At 64.2% G+C, this 17,816-nt stretch carries 20 protein-coding genes; 8 read left to right on the forward strand and 12 right to left on the reverse strand.

The genetic code is table 11. From position 1 onward, the window contains the following. Positions 1–82 precede the first annotated feature (82 nt). The 3 genes from LB565_RS21410 to LB565_RS21420 all read right to left on the reverse strand — a co-directional run bounded on the left by LB565_RS21410 (position 83) and on the right by LB565_RS21420 (position 4,395). Complete coding sequence (locus LB565_RS21410) at positions 83–607, reverse strand: hypothetical protein (protein WP_224587492.1); 525 nt, start codon at positions 605–607, stop codon at positions 83–85. After that, entirely contained in the window at positions 604–2,835 is a 2,232-nt protein-coding gene (gene purL, locus LB565_RS21415) for a phosphoribosylformylglycinamidine synthase subunit PurL (protein WP_224587493.1), read from the reverse strand. The genes LB565_RS21410 and purL overlap by 4 nt, the downstream gene beginning before the upstream one ends. Before the next feature lie 150 nt (positions 2,836–2,985). Continuing rightward, positions 2,986–4,395 carry a PLP-dependent aminotransferase family protein gene (locus tag LB565_RS21420; RefSeq protein WP_224587494.1) on the reverse strand — a complete coding sequence of 470 codons (1,410 nt, stop codon included), beginning with the start codon at positions 4,393–4,395 and terminating at the stop codon, positions 2,986–2,988. On the opposite strand from LB565_RS21420, the gene LB565_RS21425 reads away from it, so the two are divergent. Beyond that, positions 4,394–4,735, forward strand: coding sequence for a DUF1127 domain-containing protein (locus tag LB565_RS21425; protein ID WP_411970682.1), 342 nt, complete (start codon positions 4,394–4,396; stop codon positions 4,733–4,735). The two genes, LB565_RS21420 and LB565_RS21425, sit on opposite strands and share 2 nt — an antisense overlap. Here LB565_RS21425 and LB565_RS21430 read toward each other — a convergent pair. The 5 genes from LB565_RS21430 to purC all read right to left on the reverse strand — a co-directional run bounded on the left by LB565_RS21430 (position 4,666) and on the right by purC (position 7,629). Beyond that, positions 4,666–5,403, reverse strand: a complete 738-nt coding sequence (locus tag LB565_RS21430; protein WP_224587496.1) for a Pr6Pr family membrane protein — start codon at positions 5,401–5,403, stop codon at positions 4,666–4,668. The two genes, LB565_RS21425 and LB565_RS21430, sit on opposite strands and share 70 nt — an antisense overlap. Before the next feature lie 7 nt (positions 5,404–5,410). Next, complete coding sequence (locus LB565_RS21435) at positions 5,411–5,821, reverse strand: hypothetical protein (RefSeq protein WP_224587497.1); 411 nt, start codon at positions 5,819–5,821, stop codon at positions 5,411–5,413. Between the two features lie 39 nt (positions 5,822–5,860). Beyond that, positions 5,861–6,529, reverse strand: coding sequence for a phosphoribosylformylglycinamidine synthase subunit PurQ (gene purQ / locus LB565_RS21440; RefSeq protein WP_224587499.1), 669 nt, complete (start codon positions 6,527–6,529; stop codon positions 5,861–5,863). A gap of 1 nt (position 6,530) precedes the next feature. Then, positions 6,531–6,770 (reverse strand): phosphoribosylformylglycinamidine synthase subunit PurS, encoded by a 240-nt coding sequence (purS, locus tag LB565_RS21445; RefSeq protein ID WP_224587501.1) that lies wholly within the window; start codon positions 6,768–6,770, stop codon positions 6,531–6,533. A gap of 64 nt (positions 6,771–6,834) precedes the next feature. After that, positions 6,835–7,629: a phosphoribosylaminoimidazolesuccinocarboxamide synthase gene (gene purC / locus LB565_RS21450; RefSeq protein ID WP_040995384.1), complete on the reverse strand. Its 795-nt coding sequence runs from the start codon at positions 7,627–7,629 to the stop codon at positions 6,835–6,837. Between the two features lie 274 nt (positions 7,630–7,903). Between purC and LB565_RS21455 the strand changes: the two genes are divergently transcribed. Then, positions 7,904–8,224 carry a DUF1476 domain-containing protein gene (locus LB565_RS21455; protein ID WP_217577192.1) on the forward strand — a complete coding sequence of 107 codons (321 nt, stop codon included), beginning with the start codon at positions 7,904–7,906 and terminating at the stop codon, positions 8,222–8,224. Positions 8,225–8,443: 219 nt separating this feature from the next. Beyond that, the gene (locus LB565_RS21460; protein ID WP_224587504.1) at positions 8,444–9,217 is read left to right on the forward strand and encodes an HpcH/HpaI aldolase family protein; all 774 of its coding nucleotides are present in this window, start codon (positions 8,444–8,446) and stop codon (positions 9,215–9,217) included. A gap of 8 nt (positions 9,218–9,225) precedes the next feature. On the opposite strand, the gene LB565_RS21465 is transcribed toward LB565_RS21460, so the two are convergent. Next, on the reverse strand, positions 9,226–9,783 hold the full coding sequence (locus LB565_RS21465; RefSeq protein ID WP_224587506.1) for an RBBP9/YdeN family alpha/beta hydrolase: 558 nt from the start codon (positions 9,781–9,783) through the stop codon (positions 9,226–9,228). Positions 9,784–9,970: 187 nt separating this feature from the next. Between LB565_RS21465 and LB565_RS21470 the strand changes: the two genes are divergently transcribed. Next, entirely contained in the window at positions 9,971–10,783 is an 813-nt protein-coding gene (locus tag LB565_RS21470; protein WP_224587508.1) for a VOC family protein, read from the forward strand. Between the two features lie 186 nt (positions 10,784–10,969). Here the strand turns inward: LB565_RS21470 and purB are convergent, their stop codons facing one another. Beyond that, positions 10,970–12,277, reverse strand: a complete 1,308-nt coding sequence (gene purB / locus LB565_RS21475) for an adenylosuccinate lyase (protein ID WP_224587510.1) — start codon at positions 12,275–12,277, stop codon at positions 10,970–10,972. A gap of 260 nt (positions 12,278–12,537) precedes the next feature. Here purB and LB565_RS21480 point away from each other — a divergent pair, with 260 nt between their 5' ends. Then, positions 12,538–12,795 (forward strand): DUF2171 domain-containing protein, encoded by a 258-nt coding sequence (locus tag LB565_RS21480; RefSeq protein WP_224587512.1) that lies wholly within the window; start codon positions 12,538–12,540, stop codon positions 12,793–12,795. An 8-nt stretch (positions 12,796–12,803) separates the two neighbouring features. On the opposite strand, the gene LB565_RS21485 is transcribed toward LB565_RS21480, so the two are convergent. Both LB565_RS21485 and LB565_RS21490 read right to left on the reverse strand, forming a co-directional pair. Beyond that, positions 12,804–13,820: a P1 family peptidase gene (locus LB565_RS21485; protein WP_224587514.1), complete on the reverse strand. Its 1,017-nt coding sequence runs from the start codon at positions 13,818–13,820 to the stop codon at positions 12,804–12,806. Next, on the reverse strand, positions 13,820–14,890 hold the full coding sequence (locus LB565_RS21490) for a branched-chain amino acid ABC transporter substrate-binding protein (RefSeq protein ID WP_224587517.1): 1,071 nt from the start codon (positions 14,888–14,890) through the stop codon (positions 13,820–13,822). Before LB565_RS21490 ends, LB565_RS21485 begins: the two co-directional genes overlap by 1 nt. A 192-nt stretch (positions 14,891–15,082) precedes the next feature. Here LB565_RS21490 and LB565_RS21495 point away from each other — a divergent pair, with 192 nt between their 5' ends. The 3 genes from LB565_RS21495 to LB565_RS21505 are packed head-to-tail and all read left to right on the forward strand — an operon-like array spanning position 15,083 to position 17,786. Next, positions 15,083–15,577 carry a flavin reductase gene (locus tag LB565_RS21495; protein WP_224587518.1) on the forward strand — a complete coding sequence of 165 codons (495 nt, stop codon included), beginning with the start codon at positions 15,083–15,085 and terminating at the stop codon, positions 15,575–15,577. 29 nt (positions 15,578–15,606) lie between these two features. Then, positions 15,607–16,530, forward strand: coding sequence for an AAA family ATPase (locus LB565_RS21500; protein ID WP_224587520.1), 924 nt, complete (start codon positions 15,607–15,609; stop codon positions 16,528–16,530). Positions 16,531–16,535: 5 nt separating this feature from the next. After that, positions 16,536–17,786, forward strand: a complete 1,251-nt coding sequence (locus LB565_RS21505; protein ID WP_224587522.1) for a vWA domain-containing protein — start codon at positions 16,536–16,538, stop codon at positions 17,784–17,786. The last annotated feature ends 30 nt before the right edge of the window (positions 17,787–17,816 follow it).

A 17,816-nucleotide genomic window follows, 5' to 3' on the forward strand; every position in this document is an offset into this window, starting at 1 on the left:
CTGTTTCAAGCGGGCAGGTGACTCGGGGTGAGCCTAAAGCCTTTCCAGCCCGGATTGAAGCCGTTCCGTCGGGGGATGAAGCCTAGGAATTGTCCTGGCTCGGATGAACCACGCCGTCTTCGGTAATGTCGTCGCGCGTCGAATAGGCGCGGCCGAGGCTGAAGACCAGCACGTAAAGCGGGATGTTGATCAACAGGCTGACGATGGGAAGATAGCTCGTCATCTGCCATGCGGTTGAGAAGAAGGCCTGACCGTAGCCATCGCAGGTCAAGGACGAGCCATAGGCCCAAACCGCCCCGATCACCGTGGCGACGGCGAAGAGCTTGATGCAGGTCGCGATGTGCCTTGCCCGCGCCGGCTCCGGAGAAAGCCTGTTCCATAGCACCAGGCAGACGATCGGAACCGCGTAGATCAGCGTCTGCACGATGAGCATCGGCAGCGTGCCGTTGGCCGCCGCCAGGAAGTCGGCGCGGGTTTCCAGCCGCGGACAGACCTCGCTCGAGGTCGTCGACAACAGGAACAGGACGAACGGTCCAAGAAACCAGAAGAAGAACAAAGACGGCCAGAAGACGACTGCGACCAGCGCCCTGCCGGTCAGCCTCGTCAACTGGCTTGATCCATGAAGCGCGGGAACCAGCCCTCATGGGCAGCGGTCAATTCACTGACCGGGATCGGTCGTGCGTCACCCAGCTTCAATTCACGTCCGCCGGTAGTGCCGATCCAGGGCGCGAAGATGCCGAGCTTGCCCTGCTCCTCGCGGATCCTGTCCCATTCGCCGCTTTGCGGATCGATCGACAGCGTCAGCAGATAGCGGCCCTGGTCCTCGCCGAACCAGACCGGAATCGGATTGGTGCCGGTGAGGCCGGGAATGGTGGCGCCGATGCCGGAGGCCATCGCCATTTCGGCCAGCGCTATCGCCAGGCCGCCGTCCGAGACGTCGTGCGCGGCGGTCACGATGCCGGAAGCAATCAGCGAGCGCACATGGTCGCCGACGCGCTTCTCATGCGCGAGATCGACCGGCGGCGGCGGCCCATCGGCGCGGCCATGGATGTCACGCATATAGACGGACTGGCCGAGATGGCTGCCCCAACTCGACGGCGCGCCGACCAGCACGATCATCTGGCCCTCGGCGGCAAAGCCGATGCGCGCCATCTTCGACCAGTCGGCGATGAGGCCAACGCCGCCGATTGTCGGGGTCGGCAGGATGCCGCGGCCGTTCGTCTCGTTGTAGAGCGAGACATTACCGGAGACGATCGGGAAGCCGAGCGCGCGGCAGGCATCGCCGATGCCTTTGATGGCGCCGACGAGCTGGCCCATGATCTCGGGCCGTTCGGGATTGCCGAAATTGAGGTTGTCGGTGGCGGCGAGCGGCAGGGCGCCGGTGGCGGTGAGATTGCGCCAGCATTCGGCGACGGCCTGCTTGCCGCCTTCGTAAGGATCGGCCTCGCAGTAGCGCGGCGTGACGTCGGAGGAGAAGGCGAGCGCCTTGGTCGGATGGCCTTCGACGCGCACCACGCCGGCATCGCCGCCGGGAAGCTGCAGCGAATTGCCCTGGATCAGCGTGTCGTACTGCTCCCACACCCAGCGGCGCGAGGAGAGATCCGGTCCGCCAAGCATTTTCAGCAGCGCGTCGGCGACATCGGCCTTCGGCGCATCGTTTGCGGCAAGCGGCGCCGGCTTCTTCGCCTCGACCCAAGGGCGGTCATATTCCGGCGCCTGGTCGCCCAATTCCTTGATCGGCAAATTGGCGACCTCATCACCCTGATGGATGACGCGGAAGCGCAGATCATCGGTGGTCTTGCCGACGACGGCGAAGTCGAGCCCCCATTTGCGGAAGATCGCCTCGGCTTCCTCTTCCTTTTCGGGACGCAGCACCATCAGCATGCGCTCCTGGCTTTCCGACAGCATCATCTCATAGGCGCTCATGCGCTCTTCGCGCACCGGCACCTTGTCGAGGTCGAGCTCGATGCCGAGGTCGCCCTTGGCGCCCATCTCGACGGCCGAGCAGGTGAGGCCGGCCGCACCCATGTCCTGGATGGCGATAACGGCGCCCGAGGCCATCAGCTCGAGACAGGCTTCCAGCAGGCATTTTTCGGTGAAGGGATCGCCGACCTGCACGGTCGGACGCTTCTCCTCGATCTTGTCGTCGAATTCGGCCGAGGCCATGGTGGCGCCGCCGACGCCGTCGCGCCCGGTCTTGGCGCCGAGATAGACCACCGGCAGGCCGACGCCCTTGGCCTGCGACAGGAAGATGGCGTTGGTCTTGGCAAGACCCGCCGCGAAGGCGTTGACCAGAATGTTGCCATTATAGCGGGCATCGAAATTGACCTCGCCGCCGACGGTCGGCACGCCGAAGGAATTGCCGTAGCCGCCGACGCCGGAAACCACGCCCGCGACAAGGTGCCGGGTCTTGGGATGATCCGGCGCGCCGAAGCGCAGCGCGTTCATCGCCGCAATCGGCCGCGCGCCCATGGTGAAGACGTCGCGCAGGATGCCGCCGACGCCGGTCGCCGCGCCCTGATAAGGTTCGATGTAGGAGGGATGGTTGTGGCTCTCCATCTTGAAGACGACGCAGTCGCCGTCGCCGATGTCGACCACGCCGGCATTCTCGCCCGGACCCTGGATGACCTGCGGACCGCTGGTCGGCAGCGTGCGCAGCCATTTCTTGGAGGACTTGTAGGAGCAGTGCTCGTTCCACATCGCCGAGAAGATGCCGAGCTCGGTGAAGCTTGGCTCGCGGCCGACCAGATCGAGGATGCGCTGGTATTCGTCGGGCTTCAGCCCATGCGCGGCGACGAGCTCGGGAGTGATCGGCACGGAATTCGAAATGGTCATGAGCGGCGATTTTTGTCCGTGGGAAAGGGGAGTTCTTTTGAGTCTCCTCTTATCGCAAGCTTTCGCGCGATACACCCCACCGGATGACGAAAAAAGCCGGAAAACTGCCCCTGCCGGCGGAGATCAGGGCCTAAGGGCCCGTCAGCTTGATCAGGAAAAACTGTCGTAGCCAGCGCGGCCTTCGTCGAGCAGGCGGCGGATGACGGCCACGCCGCCGGCGACATCCTTGCTTTGCCGCGGCTGCGACACGCCAAAGCGCACGCCGTGAAAGACCTGCTCGGAGCGGCCGGCCTTGAACTCGTCCTCGTCGTCGATGAGCACGCCTTGCGCCAGGCAGGCGTTCTTGAAAGTGCCGGGCAGCCACGGGTCCGGCAAGGTCAGCCAGACGAAAGGCACGTTGTCCCGCGCCTTGAAATCAAAACCCGCCAGCACGTCGCGCGCGATGGCGAGGCGCGCCTGGATCTCGCCAATGCAGCGCTTGCGGATCTCGCCCGCCTGCCCCGACATCACCAGCCGGGTACCGACCTCGGCCAGCAGGAAGGGCAAGCCGCCGGTCATCATCTTGTGGGCGACACGGATGCGGTGGCGGTAGGCCGGGGGGCAGGAAAGCCAGCCGCCGCGGACGCCTGCCGCGACCGACTTCGACAGGCCGCCGGCAACGATCGTGCGCTCGGGCGCATATTCGGCCAGCAGCGGCGTCGGGTCGTCGGTGAGCTCGCCGTAAAGATCGTCCTCGATCAGCGCGACATTGTACTCGCGCGCAATCTTTGCGATCGCCTGCCGCCGCTCCGCCGACAACGTCACCAGCGTCGGGTTCTTCGCGGTCGGCATCAGGAACATCAGCTTTGGATGTTTCTGCGCGCAGACGCGCTCGAAATCATCCGGGTCGATACCATCCTCATCAGTCAAAACCAGCGCCGTGCGGCGGCCGATCAGCCCGGCGCTGCGCGCGATCTGCGAATAGGTGAGATGCTCGAATACCACGTAGTCGCCGGGCATGGTCAACGCCGCGATCGCCGCCATGACCGCGGCATGGGTGCCCAGCGTCGGCACGATCGAATCGAGCGAGGGGCGGAAGGCATTGCGTGCCAGCCAGCGGCTTCCGGCTTCGTACCAGCGTTCGGGGAAATCCCGCGTATAGCTTGAAATGTCGTGCGGATGCTCCTGCGCCGTGCGTGCCAGCATGTCGGCAATCACGGCGCCCTGGCCGACATCGGGCGCGGCGGTGCTGTCGAAGCGCAACTTGCCGCTCGGCGCATCGACGGGGCGCGTGCCCTGGATGGCAAGTTCCAAATCCGGCTTCGGGTCTGCTGCGCGCTGACCGAGCACATAGGTGCCGCGGCCGACTTCGCCGCTCACCAGACCGCGCTCGCGCAGCAGCTGATAGGCCCTGCCGATGGTGCCGACGGTCGTGCCGATGTCATAGGCGAGGTCGCGCTGCGGCGGCAGTTTTGCACCGGCGTCGATGACGCCCTTGTCGATATCTGACTCAATGCTGTCAGCAAGGCGCTGGTATAGCGGACCGGAGCCGGAGGAAAGATCGGGGAGCCAATTTGTCATGGTGACAATTTTCTATATTGCACCGCACGATGAGTCAATTCATATCGGTTGCGCGATTGCCAAGGTACAATCGAAACAAGGCAGAACGACAATGGATACAATCGAGACAACTCGCTACGCTCGCCCGGCTTTTGGCGCCCAGGTCGAGCCTCAGACCCATCGCGGCTTCGTCGGCCGCATGGCGGTTGTGCTCCGTTCCATCGCCAGGCGGATCGACCGCGTGCTCCAGCGCCGGCGCGGCCGTCTCGCGCTCATGGAGATGACGGACGATCAGTTGAAGGATATCGGCATCTCGCGCTGCGACGCCCATCGCGAAGGCATCAAGGCGTTCTGGGAGTGATGCCTATCGGTGGGGCTCGATTGGACGTGGGTTGCGGGCTTTCCTCGCAATCGGCCGATGCCGTGATCGACAAGCACGGCAAGCACGCTCAATCCGATGAACAGGGCTGTGACGCCCAGGGCCGAAACGGCGACGCTGGCCGCGCCGTTCTTGGCGACATCAAGGAACGAATACGGCACTTCGCCGGCGAAGGGCGCGCGTATCAGCGCGTAGGCGAGATACGCCAGCGGATAGGCCATCCACCGGGAGATATCGCGCCAGCGCGTGCTGCCGTCGGCGCCTGCGGCGAGCCACCACGCGACGAAGATGAACGGCGTGACGTAGTGGAGCAGGATGTCGCAAAGCAGGAACAGGCCCTGCGGTTGCCAAAGCCCTGCCAGCACCGTCGCATAGACGATGAAGACCAGCGTCGTGGCGACCGCGACGCCGGTGCGCATTCGCTGTCCGGCAAAGGCCGGAAACCAGGCATAGCCGGTGGGTGACAGCAGCGAAGCATGCACCATCACCGCCGCGATGTTGGTGAGGATGGTGAAGAAGCTGAAATAGAAGACGACCGAGCCGAGCAGGCTGCGTCCCGCCGCCATCGATGCCGGTATGGTGATGGCGAATTGCAGGACAAGCGCAATCAGCCCGATAGCCAGTCCCGCGGTCTGCAGGAACCGGGCCATGACAATTTCAGGCGGCAGCCGCGCAGGACGGATTGCCGGCCTGCCAGCGGGCGATATCGGACCTGATGCGCACGCCGAGCGCCTCATTCATCAACGGGCCAAAGGCGTCGACGCGGCTGGAATTGCCCTGCGCCTGCACGACCAGCAGCGGCTTGCCGCCATAATGCTTGGCGGGCACCAGCAGGAAGCGCGGCGTGCCGCTGTAGGAATTGAGCTCGTTGGCCATCTGGTAGGCCTTGAACGCCGGATCCTTGCTGGCGATCCAGCACTTGTGCGCTGAGATGGCAACCTGTTCCATCGCAAGCAGCGAGGCGCTCTTACCCGAGAGAACCGGCGTAGTCTTGGGGCCGGACTGGCAGGAAGCCAAGGCGAGCCCGGCGGCGGCCAGGAGGGCAAGGCGAGCGATCGTCAGTCTCATGGTCAGTCCGCCCCCGCGTTCCGATAGGATGTTAAAGGATCAAGCCGCGACGCCGAGCGCGCTCTCGAACAGCGCCCGGCCATCATTGCCGCCATGCGCCGCTTCGATCAGGTTTTCGGGATGCGGCATCAGGCCGAGCACATTGCCCTTGTCGTTGACGATGCCGGCAATGTCGTTGATCGAGCCGTTGGGATTGGTGCCCTCTGCATAGCGGAACACCACCTGGCCTTCGCCTTGTATCCGGGCAAGCGTCTCGGCGTCGGCGAAATAATTGCCGTCATGGTGCGCCACGGGCGAGCGGATGATCTGTCCCGGCTGGTAGCGGCGGGTGAACATGGTGTTGGCGTTGGCGATCTCGAGCTTCACCTGCCGGCAGACGAATTTCAGCGATGCATTGCGCATCAGGGCGCCAGGCAGCAGTCCCGCCTCGACCAGGATCTGAAAACCGTTGCAGACGCCGATGACGGTCACGCCCTTGGCCGCCTTTTCGGCTACCGCCCGCATCACCGGCATGCGCGCCGCGATCGCGCCGCAGCGCAGATAGTCGCCGAAGGAGAAGCCGCCCGGGATGGCGATCAGATCGACATCGGGGATTTCGGTGTCGGTCTGCCAGACGGTCGCCGGCGCCTGGCCGGAAATCTTGGTCAGCGCCGCGATCATGTCGCGGTCGCGGTTGAGGCCAGGCAGGAGGACGACGGCTGATTTCATGTCAGGCGATCTCCACCGCGTAGTTCTCGATCACCGTGTTCGCCAGCAACTTGTCGCACATGGCCTTTAGGTCGGCCTCGGCCCTGGCCTTGTCGGTTCCGGCGAGTTCGATGTCGAACACCTTGCCCTGCCGCACCTGGCCGACGCCATCGAAGCCCAGCCCGGAGAGCGCGTGCTCGATCGCCTTGCCCTGCGGGTCGAGGACGCCGTTCTTGAGGGTCACGGTGATACGGGCTTTCATCGATACTCCTGGGCAGACAGTCGTTTTAGGAAAAGGCCTACCTTCTTAGGCAGGCCCTCGGTAATTAGTGCTTCAGACCCTTGGGGGCCTCGGAAGAGGCGACGAGCACCGGACCCGTGGGGCGTGGCGGCTCGTTCTCGTTGATAATGCCGAGACGGCGCGCAACTTCCTGATAGGCTTCGACAAGGCCGCCCATATCACGGCGGAAGCGGTCCTTGTCGAGCTTGTCCTGAGTGGCGACGTCCCACAGCCGGCAGGAATCGGGCGAGATCTCGTCGGCGACGACGATGCGCATCATGTCGCCCTCGAACAGGCGGCCGCATTCGATCTTGAAGTCGACGAGTTGGATGCCGACGCCGAGGAACAGTCCGGACAGGAAGTCATTGACGCGGATGGCCAGGGCCATGATGTCGTCGATTTCTTGCGGGCTGGCCCAGCCGAAGGCGGTGATGTGCTCTTCCGACACCATCGGATCGTCGAGCGCGTCGGCCTTGTAGTAGAATTCTATGATCGAGCGCGGCAGCACCGTGCCTTCCTCGATGCCGAGGCGCTTGGACAGCGAGCCGGCGGCGACATTGCGCACCACGACCTCGAGCGGGATGATCTCGACTTCCTTGATCAACTGCTCGCGCATGTTGAGCCTGCGGATAAAGTGGGTCGGGATGCCCATGCGATTCAAGTGGTTGAAGATGTGCTCGGAAATGCGGTTGTTGAGCACGCCCTTGCCATCGACCACTTCGTGCTTCTTCTTGTTGAAGGCGGTGGCATCGTCCTTGAAAAACTGGATCAGCGTGCCCGGCTCAGGTCCCTCATAGAGGATCTTGGCCTTGCCTTCATAAATGCGGCGGCGATTTTTCATTTGATTTTTTCTCTGGATCTGCGGGCAGGCGGCAAGTGACCGGTTCCTGCCCGTCTGCCTAAATTAGTATGGCGAAGGCGGCGTTCAATGCCGGTGTTATCGCAATCGCCTTGTTTGCTCAATCCGCAAATCCCGCGAATCAACCGCTTTCGGGACCGAAATGCCGCAGCGCAGCATGCGACGAAGCATATTGACCGGCCCGCGGCCTTTTGGTTTGTGCTTGCCCATCACACATATTCACCGCCAAGCGAATCGGATTGATCGGAGGGACGTAATGAGCAGCATGAAAGACCGCGAAGAGGGTTTTGAGCGCAAATTCGCCTTCGACGAGGAACTTCGCTTCAAGGCTTCCGCGCGGCGCAACAAGGCGCTTGGGCTCTGGGCCGCCGAGAAACTCGGCAAATCCGGCGCCGATGCCGAAGCCTATGCCAAGGAAGTGGTGGTGTCCGATATCGAGGAAGCAGGCGACCACGACGTTTTCCGCAAGATCCGCAAGGATTTCGACGCCGCCGGCGTCAACCAGTCCGACCACCAGATTCGCCGCACCATGGATGAGCTGATGGCGCAAGCTATCGAGCAGATCAAGAACAGCTGAGCCTGTGTGGGGATGATGTCGCCCGAAAATAGCTTCACGCTTTTCGGCATCATGCGCTATCTCTTTGTTTTTACGCAATTCCGGACGGAAAACCGTTACACACTTTTCCTGGAATTGCGCTGACTGGACCAATCGACCGCCCGGCCAAGCCGGGCGGTTTTTCTTTGCCTTCACATCGTTTCCGGCCAAAACTGCGGATTGTTAGCAAGGAAAGTTCCGATGTCGCTCAAATCCCGCCTGGCCGCCGACGAAACGCTTTTCACCGCATGGTCGGGCGTGCCGGACGCGCTGACGGTCGAGATCATCGCCAAGCAGGGTTTCGATGCGGTCACCCTGGACATGCAGCATGGCGGACACCACGAAGACAGCGTGCTGCGCGGCCTGGTGCCGGTGCTGGCGGCCAACAAGCCGGCGCTGGTGCGCATTCCGGTCGGGCGCTTCGACATGGCGAGCCGCGCGCTCGATTTCGGCGCCGAGGCGGTGATCGCGCCGATGGTGAACTCCGTTGCCGATGCAAGGCAGTTCGCCGCCGCGATGAAATATCCGCCGTTGGGCGAGCGCTCCTGGGGCCCGACCTACGCCTTCCCGCGTCACGGCAAGGGCGACCATGCCGAGTGGCTGCGCGATACGAACCAGCGCACCATGGCTTTCGCCATGGTCGAGACGCGGGCGGCCCTTGAGGCGCTGGATGGTATTTTGGATACGCCCGGCATAGACGGCATCTTCGTCGGCCCGTCGGATTTCTCGATCGCCTGGTCGAACGGCGCCACTGTCAGCTCGACGCTGGAAAGCATGATGGAGACAGTCGCGTCGATCGCCGAGCGGACGCGCAAGGCCGGCAAGCATGCCGCGATCTATGTCATCGAACCGGCGATTGCCGGGCGCGTCGTGTCGATGGGCTTCCGGCTGCTCGCCATGGGCTCGGACCACGCGCTGATCTCGCTCGGCGCAACGACGCTGCTCAAGAGCATGCGGGATTCGATCGGTTCTTGAAGCCGGCGTTACGGCTGCTTCAACTCCGTCAGGAATTTGGCGAAAGTCATCGAACCCTCCGGCCACGGGCCGAAGCCGGCATCGTGGTTGAGATGACCGGCCTCGCCGGCATCGATGAAGAGCGATCCCCAGGCGGCGGCAATGTCCTCGGCGACCGCGAAGGCGCAAAACGGATCGTTGCGGCTGGCGATCACGATGGACGGAAAAGGCAGGGGATCGCGTGAATAAGGGCCGAAGGTCATCAGATGCCTTGGCCTGATTTCCGGATTGGAAACGTCCGGCGGCGCCACGAAAAAGGCGCCCGCGACAGGCTTCTTGAATTGCGGGATGGCCTGCACCGCGGCCGCGACGCCAAGCGAGTGCGCAACGAGAACCACCGGCCGCTCGGCCTCGTTGACGGCGTTTGCCACGCTCGCCGTCCAGTCCTCGCGTACGGGCTTCGTCCACTCCGCCTGCTCAACCCGGCGCGCGGTCGACAGTTTCGATTGCCAGCGGGACTGCCAGTGCTCGGGACCGGAATTGGTGTAGCCCGGCACGATCAGAATATCTGCGTCTTTGACTTTCATCGCGCCGATGTAGCGAGCGGTCTTCTCGCCCGCAACCCTGTCGCCAATATCGGTGTGATCACAATTGTGAACAACTTGTTCGACAACTGCTGCCTTGTGTGAACGATCGCAATCGACGATTTGGAAGGAAGAAGAACTGCGGCCCGGAAAGCCCCATATTGGGAAGCGTCGCCGAACGGAGAGTTTGATGAGCGAACTGCCTTTTGCCGCGACCACCCCGGTCAGCGTGTCGCGTGTCGGGCTGAAGGCGCGCGACGCCGAGAGCCTGGCGGCCTATTACCGCGCCGTCGTCGGGCTGCAGGAACTGAGCCGCGCCGACGGCGCGATCACGCTTGGCTCCGCCAACCGGCCTCTGCTCGTGCTTGAACAGGATTCTTCGGCCAAGCCGGACGATCCACGCAGCGCCGGCCTTTTCCATACCGCTTTTCTCTTGCCGTCGCGCGCGGACCTTGGCCGCTGGATCAGCCACGCCGCAGCCAACCGCATCGGTATTGAGGGCGCTTCCGACCATCTGGTCAGCGAGGCGCTCTATCTCACCGACCCGGAAGGCAACGGCATCGAGATCTATGCCGACCGCCGCCCGCAGGACTGGAAATGGAATGGCGACCGTATCGCCATGGCGACCGAGCGGCTGAACCTGCCGGCGGTGGTGGGAAGCGTGCCGGCGGGCGATGCCGGCTGGCATGGCGCGCCGGAAAACACCATTGTCGGCCATGTGCATTTGCGTGTCGGCCGGCCGGAAGATGCCGAAGCCTGGTGGCATGACCAGTTCGGCTTCGACACCGTCGCCAAATATGGCAGCCAGGCGGTGTTCCTGTCGTCCGGCCATTACCACCACCATATCGGCGCCAATGCCTGGCAGAGCGCCGGCGCCGGCCGCCGCGATCCGTCCCGCTCCGGCCTCGCCTGGGTCGAGATGCGCTCGGATAATGCGAAGACTGAGACGAGCAGAGAGGACCCGTGGGGCACGGTGATCAGGACCGTGCCTGGGAAGGCTTGAGCAGGCGTCGGTGACAGCGTCTTTCTCCCCGTCACTATACGGGGAGAAATGCCCGGCAGGGCAATGAGGGGCAGCGCCGGCGTCAGGATGTTTCACGACAGACGGGTGCGATCACCGAAGTCGGCGCCGCACCTCATCCGCCCTTCCGGCACCTTCTCCCCGTATAGAGACGGGGCGAAGGAACGATCAAGCTTCCCCAAACACCCGCTTGAAGATCGTGTCGATATGCTTGGTGTGGTAGCCGAGGTCGAATTTCTCGCGGATCTCGGCTTCGGGCAGCGCCGCCGTCACGTCCTTGTCGGCGAGCAGTTCCTCAAGGAAATCGGCGCTGTGCTCCCAGACCTTCATGGCGTTGCGCTGCACCAGCCGATAGGCGTCCTCGCGTGACAGGCCGGCCTGGGTCAGTGCCAGCAGCACACGCTGCGAATGCACCAGGCCGCGGAACTTGTTGAGGTTCTTCTCCATGTTCTCGGGATAGACCAGCAGCTTGTCGACGACGCCGGTCAGGCGCGACAGCGCGAAATCCAGCGTCACCGTCGCGTCCGGTCCGATCATGCGCTCGACCGAGGAATGCGAAATGTCGCGCTCATGCCAGAGCGCCACATCCTCCATAGCCGGCATGGCGTAGGCGCGCACCATGCGGGCGAGGCCGGTGAGATTTTCGGTCAGCACCGGGTTGCGCTTGTGCGGCATCGCCGACGAGCCCTTCTGGCCCGGCGAGAAATATTCTTCCGCTTCCAGCACCTCGGTGCGCTGCAGATGCCGGATCTCGATGGCGAGGCGTTCGACCGACGAGGCAATGACGCCCAGCGTGGCAAAGAACATAGCATGCCGGTCGCGCGGGATGACCTGGGTCGACACCGGCTCCGGCTTCAGGCCGAGCTTTGCCGCCACATGCTCTTCGACATAAGGCTCGATGTTGGCGAAGGTGCCGACCGCGCCGGAAATGGCGCAGGTGGCGATGTCTTCGCGCGCGTGCAGCAGCCGCTCGCGGCAGCGCGAGAATTCGGCATAGGCCTGCGCCAACTTGACGCCGAAGGTGGTCGGCTCGGCATGGATGCCGTGGCTGCGGCCGATGGTGACTGTGTTCTTGTGCTCGAAGGCGCGGCGCTTCAGCGCCGCAAGCAAGGCGTCGATATCGGCAAGCAGGATGTCGCTGGCGCGGGTCAATTGCACCGCAAGGCAGGTGTCGAGCACGTCCGACGAGGTCATGCCTTGGTGGATGAAGCGGGCATCCGGTCCGACGAATTCCGCAAGATGGGTCAGGAAAGCGATGACGTCATGCTTGGTGACGCGCTCGATCTCGTCGATCTTGGCGACGTCGAATTTGGCTGCGCCGCCCTTTTCCCAGATCGTCCTCGCCGCTTCCTTCGGAATGACGCCGAGCTCGGCCAGCGCATCGCAGGCATGCGCCTCGATCTCGAACCAGATGCGGAAGCGGGTTTCGGGCGACCAGATGGCGACCATTTCCGGCCGGGAATAGCGAGGGATCATCCGTTTTCAGTCCTGCCTGGGAGAAGCGTCGGCCGCGTCCTAACAGAGCCAGGCCCAATGCTCAACGCCGCTGCCGCGCAAACCAGGTACTGACTGCGACGAGCGCTGCAAGACGGTTCGTTACCTGTCTCATCGGCGTCATGTCTATCACGCCATGGTGAACGAGACGTGCCGTGCGATGCATCCAATCCGGCGTTCATTTGTTATTGTCGGCCGTCTCGCATCCGAAAGGGCAAATCGCCATCCAGCGGAGAACCAGCATGAGCACCGACATCAGCAAGATACGCGGACATATGGAAGTGATCGGCGCCGATGGCGTCCATATCGGCACCGTCGACAAGATAGAAGGTGACCGGATCAAGCTGACCAAGGCCGACAGCGGCATGGGCTCGCATAAGGGCCATCACCATTACATTTCGCTTGCCCTGGTCGCGGAAATCGATGGGCAGAAGGTATGGCTCTCCGCGAACTCCGATGTCGCCGTCAGCTTCGAGGAAGAAAAGTCTGATCCGACCTGATTAGCCGGTCAGCGCGACGACCAGACCGGGAACAGATCACCGTCGGCCGGCGTGGCGGCATGGACGCCGCGGCTGATCGCGCGCGCCATGGTCGCGCCGGCCGCCGCGAACAGGTCGATCGCGGCATCCGCGCCGAGCTCGATCCCGCTCCTGCCGGTCGCCAGCGCAAACACCAGATCGCCGTCCGCCGGCGTGTGCGTCGGCCAGATGGCGCGGGAAAAGCCGTCATGCGCCGAAATCGCCAGCCGCTTGGCCGCGGCCTTGGTCAGGACGGCATCCGTGGCAATGACGGCGATGGTGGTGCTGCCGGCTTCCCCATGCCCGCCGACGCGCCTGTCGCGATATTTCAGCAGGATATTCCTGGCGTCCTGCGGCAGGGGATCGGGATAGCCCAGGCCGCCGAACTCGTCGCCGATCTCGAAGGGCGCCGCCCAGAAATGGCGCCCGCGGCCGACCGTCACCGAGCCGGTCGGGTTGACGGCGGCGAGCGCGCCGATGGTGACGCCGCTGTCGAGCACGGTCGAGGCGGAGCCCAGCCCGCCTTTCAGGCCGGAGGTCAGGGCGCCGGTGCCGGCGCCCGCCGTGCCGATGGCGAAATCGACGGTTGCCGCCTGTACGGCGTCATAGCCGAATTCGCGATAGGGCGGATAACGGCCCCAATCCTTGTCGCCGCCATTGCGCAGGTCGAACAGGATCGCGGCCGGCACGATCGGCACGCGGAAGCCTCCGACCTCAACGCCGATGTTCTTTTCGCGCAGCGCCGCCTGCACGCCCGAGGCGGCGTCCAGGCCGAACGCGGAGCCGCCCGACAGAACGACGGCATGGATCGTCGCGATCGAATTCTGCGGCTCGAGCAGATCGGTCTCACGCGTGCCCGGCGCGCCGCCCAGCACCTGGACGCCGGCCACCGCGGGCTGGTCGCACAGCACCACAGTGACGCCGGATTTGAGACTGGCGTCGGCCGTATTGCCGACGCGAAGGCCGGCAACGTCGGTGATCAGATTGCGCGGACCGGTCCGGAACATCACTTGTCCTCCAGCGGCACGAAATGCGTGCCGTCGAAGCGGAAGAGGCGGAACGGGTTCTGGCTGAGATCGCCCTTGTCGTCGAAGCGGATGGTGCCGATCGCAGTCGCAAAATCATGGCCGGTCAGCGCTTCGCCGATCGGCCGGCCGGAGCTTTCCGCGCCGGCCAGCGCGGCCTTGGCGACCTCGACCGCGGCATAGGCCGGAAGCGTGTACCCATCCGGCGCGATGTTCTTCGCACCAAAGGCTTGCACGATCTTGGGGTCGGCGACCTCCGACCATTCCGGCGTCGCGATCATCAGCGTGCCGACGGCATAAGGCACATCGCCCGGCGGCGTGCGCAGGTTCTCGCCCCCGGCGAAGGTGATGCCAGCGTCGAGCTGGGCGGCGTCGCGGCCCATGATGGCGATGTCGTCGCCGTCGCCGCCGGCGAACACCTTGGTCGCGCCGGCCTTCTTCAGCCGGCCGACCAGGCCGATCTGGTTGTCGAGCTGCGGCCGGAATGTGTCGGCGAAGACCGGCTTCAAGGCAGCCTGCTCGGCCGCGGCGCGAAAGGTCTCGGCCATCTCGCGGCCATAGATGGTGCCGTCATCGACGATGGCGAACAGGTCGTCGCGCCAGAGCTGAATAAGCTTGGCGGTAACCGCATTGCGCTCATCGTCGCCGCGCGGGCCAAGCCGGTAGACCGGCCAGCCAGTTTTGGCGCGCCGGTCGGTCAGGCTTTCGGTGCGCACGCCGACCGTGATGACCGGGATGTTGGCATTCTTCAGAATCGGCAGCGCCGCCTCGATCGCCTCGGTGCAGAGAAAGCCCACCACGACATTGACCTTGGCGTCGACGAATTCCTTCGCCGCCGTGGCGCCCCCATCGGCGGTGCAGGCGTCGTCGGCGGCTTTCACCGTAATGCCGTTTGCCTCCGCCGCCAGGCCCGCGCCGGTTTCGACCTGCTTGCCAAGGATCGCCGACGGACCGGAAAGCGGCGCCGCAACACCGACCAGCGTCTCGGCGTCGGCGCTCGCGGCCAGCGACAGCCAGAGCAGCACGGCTGATGTCGTCGTGAGAAGACGCATTCGGGCTAAGAGATCCTCCATGCCGGGAATACAGTCCCGACACTATTCCAAGAAATGCCTAAAGGCTGGCTAAGCGGCGCGCAACACGCGAATTTGCGGATTGCAGTCAAGCACTTCGCCCCTGCCGGGCAACTTGTGGCATGCAATATGCCGCCATATATAACGAACTGGTTTCGACAGGTGGACTATCGGGTGCTGAAGATCAATGACATCGGGCCGCAGCATTATCGCGATGCGATGGCACATTTCGCCGGCCATGTGCATGTGGTGACGACGGATGGGCCCGGCGGCAAACGGGGCGCAACCGTGATCGCCGCCTGTTCAGTCTCGGACACGCCGCCGACGCTGCTGGTCTGCCTCAACCGCGAGAACGCCAAGAACGAAGCTTTCATCAAGAACGGCAAGTTCGCGTTGAACACGCTCGCCTCGGATCAGGAAGCCGTCTCCGTCGGCTTTTCCGGCGTCACCGGCCTGCCGGTGGAGGAGCGCTTTGCGCTGGCCGAGTGGGATGTGATCTCAACCGGCGCGCCGACCCTGAAAGGCGCCCTTGCCGTGTTCGACTGCGAGATCATCGACAGCAAGGACCTTGCCACCCACCGTGTGCTTTTTGGCAAGGTGACAGGCCTGCGCATCGGCGATAATTTGCGGCCGCTGATCTACCACAACCGCGGCTACCATTTTCTTTGAAACGGGCGGGCGGAATCCACGGAGACAAGATGACCGCGCCGCGCCCCGCGCCGAAAACGATCGACGAAACGCTCGATCTGTTGACCGGTGCGGACTATGTCGCGGACCGCTCGCTGGCGACGGTGCTGTTTTTGTCGCTGCGCATGAAGCGGCCCTTGTTCCTCGAAGGCGAGGCGGGTGTAGGCAAGACCGAGATCGCCAAGGTGCTGGCCGGCGCGCTCGGCCGCCGGCTGATCCGCCTGCAGTGCTATGAAGGGCTCGACGTCTCCTCGGCCGTCTACGAGTGGAATTACGCCGCCCAGATGATCGAAATCCGCATGGAGGAGGCGGCGGGCAAGGTCGTGCGCTCCGACATGGAGCGCAACGTATTTTCCGAAAAATACCTGATCCGCCGTCCGGTGCTCGATGCGCTGACCGGCAAGGCTGGCGCGGCGCCGGTGTTCCTGATCGACGAGCTCGACCGCACCGACGAAGCTTTCGAGGCGTTCCTGCTCGAGATCCTGTCGGACTTCCAGGTGACCGTCCCGGAACTGGGCACCATCAAGGCGGAAGAGCCGCCGATCGTCATCATCACCACCAACCGCACACGCGAGATCCACGACGCGCTGAAGCGTCGCTGCCTCTATCATTGGGTCGACTACCCGAACGCCGAGCGCGAGCTGGAGATCGTGCGCCGCAAGGTGCCGCAGGCGAACCGCCGGCTGTCGGCGGAGGTCGTGTCCTTCATCCAGAAGCTGCGCCAGGTCGAGCTGTTCAAGGCGCCCGGCGTCGCCGAAACCATCGACTGGGCCGGCGCGCTGACAGAACTCGACAAGATGGCGCTCGATCCGGAGACCGTGTCGGACACGATCGGCGTGCTTTTGAAATACCAGGACGACATCGCCCGTATCGGCGAAGGCGAGGGCCGGCGCATCCTCAACGAGGTGAAGGCCGAGCTTTCGGCCGCGGAGTAGACGCGATGCCGTCGCCGCGTCCGGAACCCAAAGAGGCGCTCGCCGATGGGCGCATCGCCGACAACATCGTCTATTTCGCGCGGGCGCTGCGCAAGTCCGGCATGCGAGTCGGCCCGGCCTCGGTCAAGGACGCCATCGAGGCGGTGCTTGCCGCCGGCATCGGCTCGCGCGACGATTTCTACTGGACGCTGCATGCGGTGCTCGTCTCGCGGCACGAAGATCACCCTGTCTTCGACGAGGCCTTCCGCCTGTTCTGGAAATCGCGCGAGCTGATCGAGAAGCTGCTGGCGATGTTCTCACCGGTCGCGCCGGACAACGCTGAAAAGCAGAAGCCGCGGGCGGCCGAGAACCGCGTCAGCCAGGCGATGTTCGAGGCCCATCGGAAGAACCAGCCTGCGCGCGAAGTGCCGGAGATCGAGGTCGATGCACGGCTCACCTTTTCCGGCAACGAGGTGCTGCGCGGCAAGGATTTTGCTCAGATGGACGCCGGCGAGATGGCCGAGGCCAAAAAGGCGATCGCGGCCTTGCGGCTGCCCTTCGATCTCGTCCGCACGCGGCGCTTCAGGGCGGACGCGCAGGGGGGGCGCATCGATCCGCGCGCAATGATGCGCTCGGCCGCGCGCACCGGCGGCGAGCTTATCCTGCCGAAATTCCGGTCTCCGCGCGAAGTGCATCCACCGCTGGTGGTGCTAGCCGACATTTCCGGCTCGATGAGCCAATATACCCCCATCTTTCTGCATTTCCTGCACGCCCTGACGGAGAAGCGCCGGCGCGTGCATGCCTTCGTCTTCGGCACGCGGCTGACCAACCTGACCCGCCAGATGCGCCATCGCGATCCGGACGAGGCGCTCACCGAATGCTCGGCGGCGGTGAAGGACTGGTCGGGCGGCACCCGCATCGGCGATACGCTCGCCGAGTTCAACCGGCTGTGGTCGCGCCGCGTGCTGGGGCAGGGCGCTGTGGTGCTTCTCATCACCGACGGGCTGGAGCGCGACGACGTCGCCGGCCTTTCGCAGGAGATGGAGCGGTTGCACAAATCCTGCCGGCGGCTGATCTGGCTCAATCCGCTGTTGCGCTTCGATGGTTTTGAGGCCCGCGCCCGTGGCGTGAAAGCGATGCTGCCCTATGTCGACGAGTTCCGGGCAGTGCACAATCTCGACGCGCTGGCCGATCTTTGCGCCTCGCTCGACCAGCGGCCGGCGGCTTCGGTCGACCCGCGCCGTTGGCAGCAAGCTGGCGGGAGGCGTGCCGCATAGCCATATGTTTTGCAGCCATATATTTCTGGG

Origin of the sequence: Mesorhizobium sp. CA14 (assembly GCF_020165195.1) — a bacterium.
In the GTDB taxonomy this organism is placed as follows: Bacteria; Pseudomonadota; Alphaproteobacteria; order Rhizobiales; family Rhizobiaceae; genus Mesorhizobium.

Coding starts and splice junctions, on each gene's coding strand:
- LB565_RS21490 (WP_224587517.1), bottom strand. CDS start 14,890: ATGCGTCTTCTCACGACGACATCAGCCGTGCTGCTCTGGCTGTCGCTG.
- LB565_RS21505 (WP_224587522.1), top strand. CDS start 16,536: ATGCCGTCGCCGCGTCCGGAACCCAAAGAGGCGCTCGCCGATGGGCGC.
- LB565_RS21425 (WP_411970682.1), top strand. CDS start 4,394: ATGGTGACAATTTTCTATATTGCACCGCACGATGAGTCAATTCATATC.
- LB565_RS21455 (WP_217577192.1), top strand. CDS start 7,904: ATGAGCAGCATGAAAGACCGCGAAGAGGGTTTTGAGCGCAAATTCGCC.
- LB565_RS21420 (WP_224587494.1), bottom strand. CDS start 4,395: ATGACAAATTGGCTCCCCGATCTTTCCTCCGGCTCCGGTCCGCTATAC.
- LB565_RS21485 (WP_224587514.1), bottom strand. CDS start 13,820: ATGTTCCGGACCGGTCCGCGCAATCTGATCACCGACGTTGCCGGCCTT.
- LB565_RS21480 (WP_224587512.1), top strand. CDS start 12,538: ATGAGCACCGACATCAGCAAGATACGCGGACATATGGAAGTGATCGGC.
- LB565_RS21500 (WP_224587520.1), top strand. CDS start 15,607: ATGACCGCGCCGCGCCCCGCGCCGAAAACGATCGACGAAACGCTCGAT.
- purQ (WP_224587499.1), bottom strand. CDS start 6,529: ATGAAATCAGCCGTCGTCCTCCTGCCTGGCCTCAACCGCGACCGCGAC.
- LB565_RS21470 (WP_224587508.1), top strand. CDS start 9,971: ATGAGCGAACTGCCTTTTGCCGCGACCACCCCGGTCAGCGTGTCGCGT.
- LB565_RS21435 (WP_224587497.1), bottom strand. CDS start 5,821: ATGAGACTGACGATCGCTCGCCTTGCCCTCCTGGCCGCCGCCGGGCTC.
- LB565_RS21430 (WP_224587496.1), bottom strand. CDS start 5,403: ATGGCCCGGTTCCTGCAGACCGCGGGACTGGCTATCGGGCTGATTGCG.
- purS (WP_224587501.1), bottom strand. CDS start 6,770: ATGAAAGCCCGTATCACCGTGACCCTCAAGAACGGCGTCCTCGACCCG.
- LB565_RS21465 (WP_224587506.1), bottom strand. CDS start 9,783: ATGAAAGTCAAAGACGCAGATATTCTGATCGTGCCGGGCTACACCAAT.
- purC (WP_040995384.1), bottom strand. CDS start 7,629: ATGAAAAATCGCCGCCGCATTTATGAAGGCAAGGCCAAGATCCTCTAT.
- purL (WP_224587493.1), bottom strand. CDS start 2,835: ATGACCATTTCGAATTCCGTGCCGATCACTCCCGAGCTCGTCGCCGCG.
- LB565_RS21460 (WP_224587504.1), top strand. CDS start 8,444: ATGTCGCTCAAATCCCGCCTGGCCGCCGACGAAACGCTTTTCACCGCA.
- purB (WP_224587510.1), bottom strand. CDS start 12,277: ATGATCCCTCGCTATTCCCGGCCGGAAATGGTCGCCATCTGGTCGCCC.